Origin of the sequence: Arthrobacter sp. 2RAF6 (assembly GCF_052115205.1) — a bacterium.
Classification (GTDB): Bacteria; Actinomycetota; Actinomycetes; order Actinomycetales; family Micrococcaceae; genus Arthrobacter.
Genome location: NZ_JBFRGF010000023.1, coordinates 1 through 13,902, shown reverse-complemented (window position 1 = coordinate 13,902; position 13,902 = coordinate 1). Strand labels below are relative to the sequence as shown.

The window sequence follows — 13,902 nt, the reverse complement described above, 5'->3', positions numbered from 1 at the left end:
ATGACCACCACGAACCTTCCCCACACATCATCCGCGGCACGCGCCGCCACCCCGTCCGCCCCCTTCGGCACGGACGTCACGTGGACCAACTGGGGCGGTAACCAGAGCGCAACGCCAGCCTTCACCGTCCGGCCGCGGAATGAACAAGAAGCGCTCGACGCCGTCCGTTTCGCCATCCGCGAAGGCCTGCCGGTGCGGGCGGTCGGCTCGGGGCATTCGTCCTCGCCGCTGGTCCAGACGGGTGGTGTCCTGATGGACATGTCCGCTCTTTCGGCGATCACCGGAACCGACCGCGAGCGGCGTCGTGCGAGGGCTCTGGCCGGCACCACCATCAACGCCTTCGGCGATCCCCTCTGGGAACAGGGGCTGGCTTTGGGTAACCAAGGCGACATCGACAAACAGCAAATCGCGGGGGCACTGGCTACCAGTACCCACGGTTCGGGGAAGAACCTGGGCAGCTTCTCGTCCAGCCTACGCTGGGTGAAGCTCATCAACGGCTACGGCGAAATCGTGGAGATCGGAGAGGGGCAACTCCGCGAACTCAGGGCCGCCCAGGTCGCATTGGGTACGCTCGGGGTTTTTCTGGAGGTGGAACTGGCTGTTGAGGACAGCTACTACCTGCAGGAGCAAATCACCTACCCCACGTGGGCCGAGACCGCCTCTACCTGGGATACCGATATCGACTCCAACAGACACTACTCGTTCCTCTGGTGTCCCGAGAACGATTCTTGCGAGCTCCTGGACCTCCCGGGCGCGCCCGGCCTGAGCATGGCAAACCGCAGCTACACCAAGCGCTACAACGTGGCCCACATCCAGGACGAGCGAGATATCTCTACTGTTGAGGGCTCCCGACTGGACCGCTCCTACCGGATCTATCCGGGCGGATTCACCACGCAGTTCCACGAACTCGAGTACTTCGTCCGCAGCGAGGACGGCTTGGCCGCCGTCGAGGCCATCCAGGACCTGATCCGCACCAGGTATCCCGAGCAGAGGTACCCCGTGGAGGTCCGCTGGGTGAAGTCCGACGAGGGCTACATGTCCCAGTTCCAAGGCCGCGACAGCACCGTCATTACGCTCACCACCGAACCCGGTACCGACTATTGGCAGTTCTTCCGGGATGCCGATTCGCTGCTCCAGGAATTCGAACCGCGTGCGCACTGGGGAAAGATCCATTTCATGACGCGGAGCCGCTTGGAACGCCTCTACCCGGAGCTGGACACCTTCATCCAGGTACGCCGCGAGTTCGATCCTCGCGGAATGTTCCTCAACGACCACACTCGCGCCCTGCTGGGCTAGATGAGTGTATTTGGGCCCGGCGAATCCGGGCCCAAATACACTCGTTGAAACCTTGGGGTGGTAGTTTGATCTCTGCTTGAGCCAGACACCCGCACCCACTCGGAGGATTTTCCATGCTCAAAGGTTTCAAAGACTTCGTTCTTCGCGGCAACATCATCGAGCTGTCCATCGCCGTGGTCATCGGCACCGCGTTCACCGCCTTGGTCGCGGCGTTCACCACCAACATCGTGAACCCGATCATCGCCGCAGCCGGCGGAGTCAACGCCGAGGGCTTGGGCTTCTCCATCTGGCCGGACAACGCGAAGACCTTCGTCAACTTCGGGGCCGTCATCACTGCGTTCGTGACCTTCCTGATCACGGCCGCCGTGGTGTACTTCATCTTCGTTGCGCCCATGAACAAGATCAACGAACTGACCAAGCGCCGCGCCTCCATCGAAGAGCCCGAGGACGAACCGCTTCCGGCCGACACCGCCCTGCTTGTTGAAATCCGCGACCTCCTGACCGAGCTCGCGGCCGCCAACAAGAGCAACGAGAACGCCCGCTAGAGGTCCTTCGTGCGTCAGTTCAGCACTTCCATCGAGCGCTGAACTGGCCCGCGCTAGTGCTGCCTAAGATCGTGACGCAGGCGCAACCCACGTGAAACAGGGCTCGGGCACGATAGTGCCATGAAGCCGAACAAGAGGACTTCCGCTACAGCCGAGCTCTCCTGCGAAGTGTGCGGCCAGATGCCCGAGGCTCCGAAGGCCCGGGTCACCGTGGCCCAAATCGCCGTGATGCTCCCTATCGAACTTCTTGTCCACGCCGCCGTGGTTGAAACGCAATTGCCTTACCTGGCCAAGGTGCTCCTCCTGACCGTGACCGCAACGGTCCTGGTCATTTGGGTCGCCGAGCCTTCGGCGGCCAGGATTCTGCGGCGCTGGATCCACGCGCCTGCCCTCCGCCACCGCAGGAAGCTCCGCTCGGCCCCTGCTCTTTGGCGGGCGAGGACCGTGCTCCGCGACCAGCCCGGTTCCCTCCAACGCATCACCCAATCCCTGGCGCGGACCGGCATCAACATCCTCAGCATCCATGTCCACCCCATGGATGGAGCCGTCATGGACGAATTCGTACTTTCCGCCCCGGGCCACCTCGGCGAGCAGGAGCTACTGACAGCACTCGACGACGGCGGCGGCCGGGATTCGCACGTGTGGCCTACCACTGCACTCGCCATGGCGGACGGCCAGACCAAGGCCCTGAGCCTGGCTGCCCGGATCGCCGACAACCCTGACGAACTGCCGCTGGCCGTTGCGGAACTCCTTTCGGCGAAAATCGTCACCCCCGAAGCCGAAGGTCCGGCTGCCGAGGCGGGCGCCGCCGTCGGGCCCTCCACGACGCTCCTTAAGATCCCCACCGCCTGGCACGGACCGCTCCTGTTCTCCCGGCCGGGCGAGCCGTTCACGCCGGCGGAGTCAGCACGTGCGCACCGGCTCGCCGAGCTGGCGGAAATCCTGGCGCACACCCGCGGGGGTACCCGACCCTGACCAGCCCAGCGTCGGATTCCGCAGCGTGAACCCGACGCCCGTGCCCGCAAACTCCGCAGGTACAGTTTGTCGGGTGACTACCAAGATTGACCTCGAGCGTGCCGCCAATACCCTGCGGGCGTGGGCATTGGATGAAGACCTGAAGCAGCGTGTCATGTCCACACCAGCCTTGGCGACAATGGCATCACGCGTGGCAAGGCGATACTCGGCCGGGGACACCGCCGCTGACGCCATCGAGGTAGCGGCAGCGGCGGTGGCCCGAGGGCATGCCGCGAGTATCGAATACGCCGGTGAGAGCGTGCGCAGCGCCGAGCTCGCACGCTCTGAAGCCGGGGTGTTCCTTGAGTTGGGCGCTGCGCTCGGGAAGACCGGTGTGCCGAGCACCATCTCTTTTGATCTTTCCCACCTCGGCGCACTCGTGGACCGCGATCTGGCGCTCGACCATGTACGCCAGCTTGCCGCGATAACTGAACCGTTCGGAACGGGGCTGATGATCTCGGCCGAAGGCTCTGATCGGACCGAACTGGTCCTGGACCTGTACGACGAGCTCGCCGCCGAGATCCCCCGCGTCGGCATCACGCTCCAAGCCCGCCTGCACCGTACCCCCGGAGACCTCGAGCGGGTCCTTCGCCACCCGGGTACCGTTCGCTTGGTCAAAGGCGCGTTCCTTGAACCCGAGGCCGTCGCCTACCCCCGCAACAGCGTCGAACTGACTGCCGCCTACCTCGATCTTGCCAGCCACCTCATTCGTTCCGGCCATCCGCTTTCCCTCGCGACGCACGACGACGAGCTCGTCGACACCCTCATAGCCCGGCACGGTGAGGCGCTGAAGTCCGGCGCGATCGAATTCGAGATGCTCCTCGGACTGGGGACCGATCTTCTCGACCAACTCCACAGGGACGGCTACAGGACACGCGAGTACGTCATCTTCGGTGGCGAGTGGTGGTTGTACGTCCTCAACCGCATCGCGGAACATCCCGAGCGGGCTCTGACGGCTCTCGCCGACCTCAACCCGAACTAAGCCTTCCCCGACCCTGCTCTAGACGCCTGGCGACGCCCTAACTGCCTCGTGACACGGAAAATCCCTATCGACGCCGGTATTCGCGCGTCGCAGGACTTTCCCCGCGTCCCGTAGCCAGTTGCGCGTCGTGAGGTAGGGAGCGCGTCGGCAGGCAGGTCCACGTTGAGCGCCCCGGTATCCCATCCGCGGCATCTCCTCGCACGCTACCGCTCAGGCTAGGGCCGGAGCATCTTCGGTCACATTCCGTTTCTTCACTTTGTATACCAAAACCCTTGACAGTGCGCCGGGTCACATCTAATTTTGATTTTGGGATCCCAAAACGGGATCCCAAGACGGACTCAACGAACCGGCATCGTCCCCCCCTCCCAGAAAGAGGACCGGGCCGCTACTGCCGCCGCCGGCGCGAGTCCAGCTGCCGCGGCAACCCGCACCCAGCTCAACAATTCAAGACTTTCCCCGCTCCTCAAACTCCCCCTGAAGGAGAACCTGTGTCTCTCCAAAACACCGAAACAGAAGCGCATGCCTTCGAAGGAAAAGCCGGCAAGGACGGCGTGCAGCGACGCACGAGTGTCCGTTGGAGGCTCTTCGTCCTGCTGCTCATCCTGGTAGCCGTCAACTACATCGACCGCGGCTCCATTTCCGTGGCATTGCCCATCATCCAAAAGGAATTCAACCTCGCCCCGGAGCTCGTCGGACTCCTGCTTTCGGCATTCTTCTGGACCTACGCCCTCATGCAGATCCCCGTCGGCTTGCTCATCGACAAGTTCGGCCCCCGCAAGGTCGTGACGGCGTCGTGCATCGGCTGGGGTGCCGCAACGGCAGCATCCGGCCTGGCTGGCGGCTTCCTCAGCATGTTCATAGCGCGCCTGGGTATCGGCGTCGCCGAAGCAGGAGTCATGCCGGCCGGCGGCAAGCTCAACGCCATCTGGATGCACAAGAAGGAGCGCGGCCGCGGCGCCACGATCCTTGACGCCGGCGCCCCGCTCGGCGCCGGCCTGGGCGGCATCCTCATCACCTGGCTCATCGCCTCAACAGGCAGCTGGCGCTACTCGTTCATCATCGCCGGCGCGGCGACGGTCCTCATGGGCCTGGCCGTGTGGTGGTACGTCCGCGACAATCCCCGCAACCACAAAGGCGTCAACGACGCCGAGGCCAGCTATATCGAGGCCTCCCACGCCGAGGAAGACGCCGAGGACAAAAAGGACGGCGTCAAGGGCAAGCGCGCCCTCCTCCCCTATCTGAAGTTCCGCTCTTTCTGGGCCATGTGCTTCGGCTGGCTAGGATTCAACGGAGTGTTCTACGGCCTGCTGACATGGGGCCCGCTCTACCTGGCCCAAGCCAAGCACTTCAACCTGAACACCATCGGCTGGTCCACCTTCGTGATCTTCGGTGCCGGCTTTGTCGGCGAAATCCTGGGCGGCACCATCGCTGACAAGTGGCGTGCGGCCGGCGCGTCGGCAAACAAGGTCATGCGCACCCTGCTAGGTATCTCCAGCGTCGTGGTGATTGGCGGCCTGGTAGGCGTCACCATCGTGGCAGACCCGACGACGGCGGTTGTCCTGCTGTCCGTGGTCATGTTCTTCCTCCGCTGGGTTGGCCTGTTTTGGAGCATCCCCTCCATCCTGGGCGGGCGCACCAACTCGGGCGTCCTGGGCGGCGCCATGAACTTCAGCGGCAACATCTCAGGCTTCGTCACCCCGATTGTGGTGGGCCTGATTGTCGGCGCCACAGGCTCCTACACCTGGGCCCTCCTGTACTTTGTCGGCTCCGCGATCATCATGGGCGTGTCCGTGCTGACGCTGGACTACGGCAAACGACTTCCGGTCTAACTCGCCTGACCGGTCTGGCCGGACGGTCCTGAACCACCAAAAGCCAGACGCCCGCCGGGAATGCCGGGCACAATGACCCAAGAGAACACGAATGGAGCAAAGATGCTGATTGCAGAAGGAACCCCCGCCACGGACCGTCCCCTCCGGGAATCCGTGCGGGACGCCATCCGTTCGCGAATCTTCGAGGGTCACTACGCGCCCGGCACCCGGCTGGTGGAGAGGGACCTCGCCGCCGAATTCAACGTCTCGCGACTCCCCATCCGCGAAGCCCTCCGCATGCTGCGGCAGGAAGGCCTCATCCAGGACCGGGCCTCCCGCGGTTCCGAAGTGGCAGGGTTGAGCCCCAAAGACGTCGAGGACCTCTTCGACGTCCGCCAGTCACTCGAAGTCCTCGCCTGCCGCCTGGCGGCGGCCCGCGCCACGGACAAGGACCTCAAGCACCTGGCCGGGCTCCTCGATGAGGCCGATCGCTTCCTTGCGAAAGGCTCAATACTCGAGGCGCACCGCGCCAACAGTGAATTCCACGATGCCATCACGGCCATCGCCAACAACGATTTTCTCCGCACCGCGTTGGAACCGCTCCAAGGCCGCATGCACTGGCTCTTCCGCCACGTGGACGACCTGCCGGAACTGATCCAGGAGCACCGCGATCTCTACGCCGCCATCGCCAGCGGCGATGCCGAGCGCGCCGCTACCCAATCGGCGTCGCACATTGGAAAGTACCGCGAGCAGTTCCCCCAGAACGAGCCCGCCACGGAACTCAAGCTGCAAGGCAAACGACCATGAAATTGCTAGTCATCAATCCCAACATCAGCGCGGATGTCACTGCGTTGATCGACGCCGAAGCCCGCCGCTCGGCGGGGGCTGACACCGAGCTGATCGTCCGGACCGCCGGACATGGCGTCGAATACATCGAGACCCGTTTCGAATCCCTCATCGCAGCCGGAGCCGTCGCCGAAATCATCGCCGAGGCCTGCGGGGGCGATCCGGCAGCGGACCGCATAGACGGCGTCGTGGTGGCCGCATTCGGCGACCCCGGGATGCCCGCCCTCAAGGAGCTCACCGACGTGCCCGTCATCGGGATCACGGAGGCCGCCCTCTGCGCCGCGGCCCTGCAGGGCCAACGCTTCTCCATCATCGCCATTTCGGACCGCATCACCGCTTGGTACCGGGACTGCGTGGAGCATTTCGGACTTGGCAGCCGCCTTGCCTCGATCCGGTCCATCAACCAGAGCCTCAACGGCATCGGCACCGTGCAGCAGGATTTCAAGGAAACCCTGCTGGCACTGAGCCGGCAGGCGGTCGCGGAGGACGGCGCCGACGTCGTCATCCTGGCGGGCGCCCCGCTTGCCGGACTCGCGCGCGAGCTTGAAGGACAGATCCCCGTGCCCGTGGTGGACGGAATCTCCGCCGGCATCCGGATGACAGAAGCGGTTGTGGCGCTTCAGTCCGGCTTCCACCGCCAGGGCGCTTTCGCGCCGCCGCCCGTCAAGCACCGCCGGGGGTTGTCTGAAAACCTCGACGCCGCCCTGACCGCCATCCAGTCCGCCGCCAGCACTTCCGTTGCTGCCGCCGCCGTTCCAGCCGGAAAGTAGGGACCACCGTGACCATCCCCGATCTCGTCATCGCCCACGGCACCGTGGTCAACAGCCGTCAATCCACCGGGCCGGCCCGGCAAGCCGCCCACGTCGTAATCGACGGCGGCCGCATCACCCACCTCATCGACGCCGCCGAGCCGGTCCCCGCAGCCTCCCGCATCGTCGACGCGGCCGGCAAGTTGGTCATCCCTGGCGGCGTGGACGGCCATTGCCACGTGGCCCAAGTGACCGGCCGCTTCCGCACCCTGGACGACTACCGCACTACCTCCACCGCTGCCCTGTGGGGCGGCACCACAACCATCATCGATTTTGGTATTCCGCGTGACGCCCAGGAATCACCGCTGGACGCAGCCCTGAACAAGAAACGATTGGCCGCCGAGTCCCGCTGCGATGTCGCGCTGCACGGCTCCGTGGTCAGCTGGGACGAGACTGTGCCGTCGCAGCTGGAGCAGCTCGCCGCACTGGGCGTCCGTTCGGTGAAGATGTACACCACCAACCGCGGTTCCACCATGGCCGACGGCGACACCATCCTGAAAGTCATGCGCGAGATGGTGCGCCTGGACGGACTCACATACATCCACGCGGAGCACGATCCCATCATCGCCGACTGCACCGAACAGCACGCCGCGGACGGCCGGATCGGCATTGAGCACCTGCACTCCACACGGCCCGAACTTGCCGAGGAAATTTCCGTCAAAGAGACCCTCGCCATGGCCGAGTACACCGGAGCGCCCGTCTACTTTGTGCACCAGTCGACCCCAGGCGCGGTGGATCTGGTCACCGAGGCCCGCGAGCGCGGCCAGGAGGCCTACTCCGAGACGTGCCCGCACTACTTGACGCTGGATGACACCGTATATGGCTCAAAATTCCCCGAATGGTATGCCTGCTGCCCGCCCATGCGCAGTGCTGAAACCGTCGCGGCGCTGAAGGAACGTCTCGCGGCCGGAGCCATCCACACCGTCTCCTCGGACCACTCCTGCTACGACCTCTTGCAGAAGCGCGAGCGCACCGACGACGTCCGCTTCATGCCGCACGGGCTGCCCGGCGTCGAAACCCGCATGCCCGTCACGTTCACCGCGATGGCCCCCCACAGCACCATAGAGGACTTCGTCGAGGTCTTCTCGGCCGGCCCCGCGCGGATCAATGGCGTGCCCGGCAAGGGCGCTATCGCGGTAGGGTTCGACGCCGATCTCGTCATCTTCGATCCCGCCGAAGTGCGCGAGGTCGACGGCGGCGTGCTCCACATGGGAACTGACTTCTCGCCTTTCGAAGGGAAGGCGCTGAGCGGCTGGCCCGCCGTCGTCGTCTCCGCCGGACGCGTGGTGGTCGACGACGGCGGTTTCCACGATCCCGGCCCGGTGGGCCGTTTCGTTGCCCGCAACGGCTTCGCCGCACACCGCGACGCCCTGTCCGTTCGAAAATCGCCGTCCGCTCCCGCCCCCGTTTCTGCTTAGGAGAACCATGCCTTCCGCACACCGCCCCACCCGCATCGGCATGATCGTGCCGTCGTCCAACACGTGCCTGGAGCCGCAAAGCTACCGGATCCTGGGTGACCGCCAGGACGTCACCATCCACTCCACACGCATTCCGGTCACTCGGATTGCGCTGGATGATTCCTCGGACAAACAGTTTGATTCGGCCGTCATGCGGGAAGCCGCCGCGTTGCTTGCGACGGCGGACGTGGACGTCATCGCGTGGAACGGAACCTCAGGTTCCTGGCTCGGTGCCGCGCACGACGAGGCCCTGGTCCGGGAAATCACGGAGGCCACCGGAATCCCGGCCACGACCTCCACGTTGGCCTATCTGGAGGCCTTCAGGACGTTCGGCACGGAAAGGATCGGCATGTTCACGCCCTATACCGGGGACGTGAACCAAGCCGTCATCGAGTCTTATGCGCGCGAAGGGATCAAAACGGTGGACCACCGCCACCTGGACCTCAGCAACAACGAATCCTTCGCCCGGGTCACGGACGCGGAAATACTGCCCGGGTCCTTGGAACTTGCCGCCTCGAACCCGGACGCGCTCATTTATTTGTGCACGAACCTTTACGGCGCCAACATCACCGCGGAAGTGGAGGAAACCACCGGGGTGCCGGTGCTGGATTCCGTAGCGGTGACGCTGTGGCATTGCCTCAAGCTTGCCGGGGCGCCCTTACTGGCGCCCAAGTGGGGCCGGCTGCTTGCAGAAATAGCCTGATTCGTCAGTGGTCCCCTCTTAAAGAGGCTGGATGTTCTCCGCCTGGGGGCCTTTCGGGCCCTGCACGACGTCGAACTGGACCCGCTGATTCTCGTCCAGTGATCGGTACCCACTCGAGGCGATCGCCGAGTAGTGGGCAAAGACGTCCGCCGAACCGTCGTCGGGGGCAATGAAGCCGAAACCCTTCTCGGCGTTGAACCACTTGACAATACCTGTTGCCACGGCCATGTTCCTTCTCTGAATCTGACTGACCATCGGCTTCAAACCCGATGCCCCCGGACGCATACGTCCGCTTCCTCAAACCTACGGCGCGGGGTTCGGGGGCGCAAGGATCCGTGTTGACTGTTTGAAAAGCTCCGGCTGGCCGCCTTCTTTCCGGATGCCCGAATCTTGAGGATTTCTTGTTCCCTCGAAGACCACGCACTGCTCCGGGAGAGTCTTGCTTCTTGGCTTGAGGCCAACGCCGCAACCGTAAAGGTGGTGGGCAGGTTCAGGTCCTGGGCCGAGCTCGCCGCCTCGCTGGGACAGTTGTCTGACGTTGTCCTGTTGGACGTCATGCTTGGTGACCGGATCCCGCTCCGCTCCAAAATCCAGGCCATTCTCTCGACCGGATCACAAGTGGTGGTCCGCAGTTCCCTCGCGACCCCAGTGGTGATCCGCCAAGCGTTCGACGCCGGCGCCCTGGCCTACATACCCAAGACCGCGGGGGCCGAAGTGCTCACCACTGCCGTTCTCGCCGCGGCGCGCGGCGTGGCCGCCGATGCCGCTTCCTAGAATCGAACCATGACTATGCAGAGCCATTCGAAAGTCGCGGTTGTGACGGGCGTCGGCCGGCGGCGCTCGATCGGGGCGAACCTCGCGGTCGGTCTGGCGCGCGACGGCTGGGACCTCGCCCTCAACTATTGGCGGCCGTACGACGATCGCGTCGGACTGGAGCGCAATCCCGACGACCCGGAATCCATCGCCAGCGAATGCCGCGCGCTGAGAGCCGCCGTCGAGCTGGCAGGCCGGGGTGTGCGTGCGAATGTGGTGAATCCGGGCCCGATCGATACCGGGTGGATGGACGACGCGACGCGGCGCTCGGGTATTGATGCAACCCCGGCCGGCCGACTCGGCACGGCCGAGGACACGACAGACCTGGTGAGATTCCTGTTTTCCGAGCGGGGATCGTGGATGAATGGCCAGATTCTCTACAGCAACGGGGGCTTCAAGGTCGACTGAAATGGTCTCGTGTCCCTCGGTTACCTCGAAGAGGAGAGTGAGGCATAATCATGAAAGAGAATGCCATTCGCTTTCATGAGGAGGAACACCATGTCACGCATTACCACTCGCCAAAGCAGGGTCACCGTTGACAACTGGCAGGAGCCCGGGAATCTGCAATGGTCCTTCCTTCACATGGATGAGCTGTTCGAGAACGCTGCGATTCGTGCCGCGTCCACGGACCCCGCCGGCCTGCCGCAGCGGGCGGCGCCCGGGGATTCCCTCGGGCTCGGGGGAGTGCCTGTGCGCTTGCCCGACGGCCTGGACAGCACGGTCGGGCAGGTCCTGGCGGCCACGAGCACCGATGCGTGGATGGTCCTGCACGGCAATGAGGTCCTCGTCGAGGAGTACTTCGGGGAGATGACTCCCGATACAAGGCACCTGCTCATGTCCGTCAGCAAATCCATCGTTTCCTCGGTGGTCGGCGTACTGGCGGCCCAGGGGAAGATCGACACCGCCCGGCCGATAGAGCACTATGTTCCCGAGCTCGGCGCCAGCGGCTACAGGGGCGCTACAGCGCGGGACATATTGGACATGCGCAGTGGCATCAAATTCTCGGAGGATTACCTCGACGCAGGGTCCGAGGTGCGGAAGCTGGACGAGGCTGTGGGCTGGGCGCCCCGCAACGGCGGAGCAGGCACGCTCAAGGAGTTCCTGCTGACCTTGGAACAGGTCCGTGAGCACGGCGGCCATTTCGAATACCGCAGTTGCGAGACGGATGTGCTCGGCTGGCTTTGCGAAGCTGCCAGCGGGGAGCCGTTCGCAAAACTCGCCTCCGAGGTCCTCTGGTCACGGATGGGTGCACGTCACGACGCCTACATCTCCCTCGACGCGGCCGGAACCGGCATGTTCGACGGCGGCATCTGCGCCACGCTTGGGGATATGGCTCTGTTCGGGGCCTTGATCCGCGACGGCGGGGTCTCACTGAACAATGAGCGGATCCTTGAGCCTGGCTGGGTTGAGGACATCTTCACAGGCGGCCCTGATTCCGCAGCGGCTTTCGCCGCCGGCAATCATGCGGAAGCGATGCCGGGAGGCAGGTACCGCAGCCAGTTCTGGTTCCTCTCGGACGACCCGGACACCGCGTACTGCCTCGGCATCCACGGGCAGATGGTCTATATCAACCGGAAGTCAGGCGTAGTGGGGGTCAAATTCTCTTCAACCGCACTGCCCGTTGATCCTGCTGCGGGACCGGCAGCCGCTGCGATGTTCGAGGCCATCAGCGGGCGGTTGGGGCCTAAAGAAGCCCGACCTTGGTCATCAGCTCGGTGACCTTTTCGCTGTTGAGCTTGGCGGGGTCCACCGAAGGTGCCTGAAGGTCCTTGAGGGGCACAAGCTTGGAGTTTGCCGGTACGTCGGAGCCAACCGCGTACTCAAAGGAGTCACCGTTCTGGAGGACCTGCTGACCCGCTTTGCCCGTGATGAACTTCAGGAACTGCTGGGCTTGTGCCTGCTTCTTGCTGGATGCCAGAACAGCGCCGCCGGAGACGCTGACGAACGCGCCCGGGTCCTGGTTCTTGAAGTAGTGGAGATCGACGTTCTTGCTGTTTTCTCCGGTCTGGGCCTGGTCCACGAAGGAGTAGTAGTGGTACAGCACTCCCGCGTCGACCTCGCCGGCGTTCACGGCTGCGAGCACCGGGGTGTCGTCCTTGTAGGACTTGAAGTTGGTTTTGGCCGCCTCCAGCCATTTCTGGGTAGCGTCTTCTCCCTTGAGCGCAAGCATCGCGCTGACGATGGCCTGGAAATCAGCTCCGCCCGTCGACGCACCGATGCGTCCCTTCCATGACGGATCCGCGAGATCCATCAAGGACTTGGGAAGCTGGTCTGCGCTGAGCTTGTTCTTGTTGTACGCCAGCACGGTGGAGCGGGCCGCGATGCCCGTCCAGTCGCCGCTGGAGGGCCGGTACTGCGCAGGGACCTGGCTGAGGGTTGCCTGGTCCACGGGAGCGAGCAATCCCGCACTCGCGATGCGGACCATGGCCGGGGAGTTTTCCGTGAGGAAGACGTCCGCTGGGGAGTTCTTGCCTTCCTCACTGAGCTGGTTGCTCATTTCAAGGTCGTCACCATTACGGAGCGTAACCTTGATGCCCGTTTCCTTGGTGAAGGCATCCACCCATGCGCCGGTGAGGTTTTCATGCTGCGCGTTGTATACGACGATGCCGTCGCCGGACGCGCCGGCCGTAGAACCACCGCTTGCGGTACCGCTTGGTGCGCCGCTACACGCCGAAAGTGCCAGCAGCGTGGCCGTGGCGGCGGCAAGGGCCGTAGCGGGTTTGATGCCGAATTTCATGGGGGCCTTTCAAGGTTCCGGCTGGGACCGGAATGGTTGGGGGCAGCCCTACCCTCCACGCAGAGCAGCCCGAGGAGTCGGGAGGAACGGCAGTGAGATAGGCAAGGCAATCCTTACTGTAATAACAACATGCCACTGTTGCGTAATTCTGGGCACGTAGAGGTCGACTGTTACAAACAGTCTCCTGCGCCGGCGCGTCCTGCCAGCCGTCTGAGCCGTTGAAAGGGCACATTTGCGCCCTCGGCAGGCTCAGCGTTTTTTGGTCAGGGCGATGCCTTCGGTTGGCGTTCGCTGACGAGGTAACGCTCGAATTCTGCAGATTCTCCACGACGGAGCGCTGGTCATCGAGGTTTCTCACCAGTCGGCCCTTGCCGTGCACGATGACGGGGTCACCGTCGCGGGCGAACTTTGAGAGTTCCTCCAGTTGGGGACGATTGGTTTCCTTGCCGGACGCCTTGCCCGTGAACACCCTGCCTACCTGGACGTCCTCCAACTGGCGCTGGCTGTTCTAGTCCAGCCCGCCGACCCTGACGTATCCGATGCGTTAGCCGACCATGTTCCACTCCTAACGAAGAGTGTCAGGTTGAAATCCAAGACCTCGGGCAACTTGCGTCAGGAAAACACTAAGGACACTCTAATCTGACAGTATTGCCGGCTGTTTCCTGACGTCCAATTGGGGTATACCCCAACATGACACTCAAGGCTTAGCGTTCAACTTCACGCCGTTACTACTCGAACCCGAGGGCTCCCGTGAGTTCAGCGAAACTGAGGGTTCCTCGGTGGGAACCCGAGGGTCCGTTCCGCTCTGGACCAGGGATCGACCCGTGGGTTCGGCTCAACCCGTAGTGGGGGTGGCTCACCCTTCAGGCTTTTCCCGCACACATATGGAGCA

At 63.9% G+C, this 13,902-nt stretch carries 15 protein-coding genes; 12 read left to right on the top strand and 3 right to left on the bottom strand.

Translation table 11 applies throughout. From position 1 onward, the window contains the following. The 9 genes from AB4Z38_RS16120 to AB4Z38_RS16080 all read left to right on the top strand — a co-directional run bounded on the left by AB4Z38_RS16120 (position 1) and on the right by AB4Z38_RS16080 (position 9,460). Positions 1-1,296: a D-arabinono-1,4-lactone oxidase gene (locus tag AB4Z38_RS16120; RefSeq protein WP_441430639.1), complete on the top strand. Its 1,296-nt coding sequence runs from the start codon at positions 1-3 to the stop codon at positions 1,294-1,296. Between the two features lie 113 nt (positions 1,297-1,409). Next, positions 1,410-1,841, top strand: coding sequence for a large conductance mechanosensitive channel protein MscL (gene mscL / locus AB4Z38_RS16115; RefSeq protein ID WP_441430638.1), 432 nt, complete (start codon positions 1,410-1,412; stop codon positions 1,839-1,841). Between the two features lie 120 nt (positions 1,842-1,961). After that, positions 1,962-2,816, top strand: a complete 855-nt coding sequence (locus tag AB4Z38_RS16110; RefSeq protein ID WP_441430637.1) for an ACT domain-containing protein — start codon at positions 1,962-1,964, stop codon at positions 2,814-2,816. Between the two features lie 73 nt (positions 2,817-2,889). Further along, the gene (locus AB4Z38_RS16105; RefSeq protein WP_441430636.1) at positions 2,890-3,837 is read left to right on the top strand and encodes a proline dehydrogenase family protein; all 948 of its coding nucleotides are present in this window, start codon (positions 2,890-2,892) and stop codon (positions 3,835-3,837) included. A gap of 488 nt (positions 3,838-4,325) precedes the next feature. Continuing rightward, on the top strand, positions 4,326-5,666 hold the full coding sequence (locus AB4Z38_RS16100) for an MFS transporter (protein WP_441430635.1): 1,341 nt from the start codon (positions 4,326-4,328) through the stop codon (positions 5,664-5,666). A 102-nt stretch (positions 5,667-5,768) separates the two neighbouring features. Further along, entirely contained in the window at positions 5,769-6,452 is a 684-nt protein-coding gene (locus tag AB4Z38_RS16095) for a GntR family transcriptional regulator (RefSeq protein WP_441430634.1), read from the top strand. Next, entirely contained in the window at positions 6,449-7,261 is an 813-nt protein-coding gene (locus AB4Z38_RS16090; protein ID WP_441430633.1) for an aspartate/glutamate racemase family protein, read from the top strand. The genes AB4Z38_RS16095 and AB4Z38_RS16090 overlap by 4 nt, the downstream gene beginning before the upstream one ends. Positions 7,262-7,269: 8 nt before the next feature. Beyond that, positions 7,270-8,718 carry an amidohydrolase family protein gene (locus AB4Z38_RS16085; protein ID WP_441430632.1) on the top strand — a complete coding sequence of 483 codons (1,449 nt, stop codon included), beginning with the start codon at positions 7,270-7,272 and terminating at the stop codon, positions 8,716-8,718. A 7-nt stretch (positions 8,719-8,725) separates the two neighbouring features. Then, positions 8,726-9,460 carry a maleate cis-trans isomerase family protein gene (locus AB4Z38_RS16080; protein WP_441430631.1) on the top strand — a complete coding sequence of 245 codons (735 nt, stop codon included), beginning with the start codon at positions 8,726-8,728 and terminating at the stop codon, positions 9,458-9,460. Between the two features lie 18 nt (positions 9,461-9,478). Here the strand turns inward: AB4Z38_RS16080 and AB4Z38_RS16075 are convergent, their stop codons facing one another. Then, on the bottom strand, positions 9,479-9,682 hold the full coding sequence (locus tag AB4Z38_RS16075) for a cold-shock protein (protein WP_035743560.1): 204 nt from the start codon (positions 9,680-9,682) through the stop codon (positions 9,479-9,481). Positions 9,683-9,850: 168 nt separating this feature from the next. Here AB4Z38_RS16075 and AB4Z38_RS16070 point away from each other — a divergent pair, with 168 nt between their 5' ends. From AB4Z38_RS16070 to AB4Z38_RS16060, 3 genes are all read left to right on the top strand, one after another. After that, positions 9,851-10,234: a response regulator gene (locus AB4Z38_RS16070; RefSeq protein WP_441430630.1), complete on the top strand. Its 384-nt coding sequence runs from the start codon at positions 9,851-9,853 to the stop codon at positions 10,232-10,234. Positions 10,235-10,243: 9 nt separating this feature from the next. Further along, complete coding sequence (locus tag AB4Z38_RS16065; protein ID WP_441430629.1) at positions 10,244-10,681, top strand: SDR family oxidoreductase; 438 nt, start codon at positions 10,244-10,246, stop codon at positions 10,679-10,681. Between the two features lie 90 nt (positions 10,682-10,771). After that, on the top strand, positions 10,772-11,992 hold the full coding sequence (locus AB4Z38_RS16060) for a serine hydrolase domain-containing protein (protein ID WP_441430628.1): 1,221 nt from the start codon (positions 10,772-10,774) through the stop codon (positions 11,990-11,992). On the opposite strand, the gene AB4Z38_RS16055 is transcribed toward AB4Z38_RS16060, so the two are convergent. Both AB4Z38_RS16055 and AB4Z38_RS16050 read right to left on the bottom strand, forming a co-directional pair. Then, on the bottom strand, positions 11,958-13,010 hold the full coding sequence (locus AB4Z38_RS16055) for an iron ABC transporter substrate-binding protein (protein ID WP_441430627.1): 1,053 nt from the start codon (positions 13,008-13,010) through the stop codon (positions 11,958-11,960). The two genes, AB4Z38_RS16060 and AB4Z38_RS16055, sit on opposite strands and share 35 nt — an antisense overlap. Beyond that, on the bottom strand, positions 12,937-13,479 hold the full coding sequence (locus tag AB4Z38_RS16050) for a recombinase family protein (RefSeq protein ID WP_441430626.1): 543 nt from the start codon (positions 13,477-13,479) through the stop codon (positions 12,937-12,939). Before AB4Z38_RS16050 ends, AB4Z38_RS16055 begins: the two co-directional genes overlap by 74 nt. Positions 13,480-13,902 lie beyond the last annotated feature (423 nt).

Excerpts from the sequence above, each read along its gene's own strand:
- AB4Z38_RS16060 (WP_441430628.1), top strand. The coding sequence starts at position 10,772 with ATGTCACGCATTACCACTCGCCAAAGCAGGGTCACCGTTGACAACTGG.
- AB4Z38_RS16080 (WP_441430631.1), top strand. The coding sequence starts at position 8,726 with ATGCCTTCCGCACACCGCCCCACCCGCATCGGCATGATCGTGCCGTCG.
- AB4Z38_RS16110 (WP_441430637.1), top strand. The coding sequence starts at position 1,962 with ATGAAGCCGAACAAGAGGACTTCCGCTACAGCCGAGCTCTCCTGCGAA.
- AB4Z38_RS16055 (WP_441430627.1), bottom strand. The coding sequence starts at position 13,010 with ATGAAATTCGGCATCAAACCCGCTACGGCCCTTGCCGCCGCCACGGCC.
- AB4Z38_RS16120 (WP_441430639.1), top strand. The coding sequence starts at position 1 with ATGACCACCACGAACCTTCCCCACACATCATCCGCGGCACGCGCCGCC.
- AB4Z38_RS16065 (WP_441430629.1), top strand. The coding sequence starts at position 10,244 with ATGACTATGCAGAGCCATTCGAAAGTCGCGGTTGTGACGGGCGTCGGC.
- mscL (WP_441430638.1), top strand. The coding sequence starts at position 1,410 with ATGCTCAAAGGTTTCAAAGACTTCGTTCTTCGCGGCAACATCATCGAG.
- AB4Z38_RS16090 (WP_441430633.1), top strand. The coding sequence starts at position 6,449 with ATGAAATTGCTAGTCATCAATCCCAACATCAGCGCGGATGTCACTGCG.
- AB4Z38_RS16095 (WP_441430634.1), top strand. The coding sequence starts at position 5,769 with ATGCTGATTGCAGAAGGAACCCCCGCCACGGACCGTCCCCTCCGGGAA.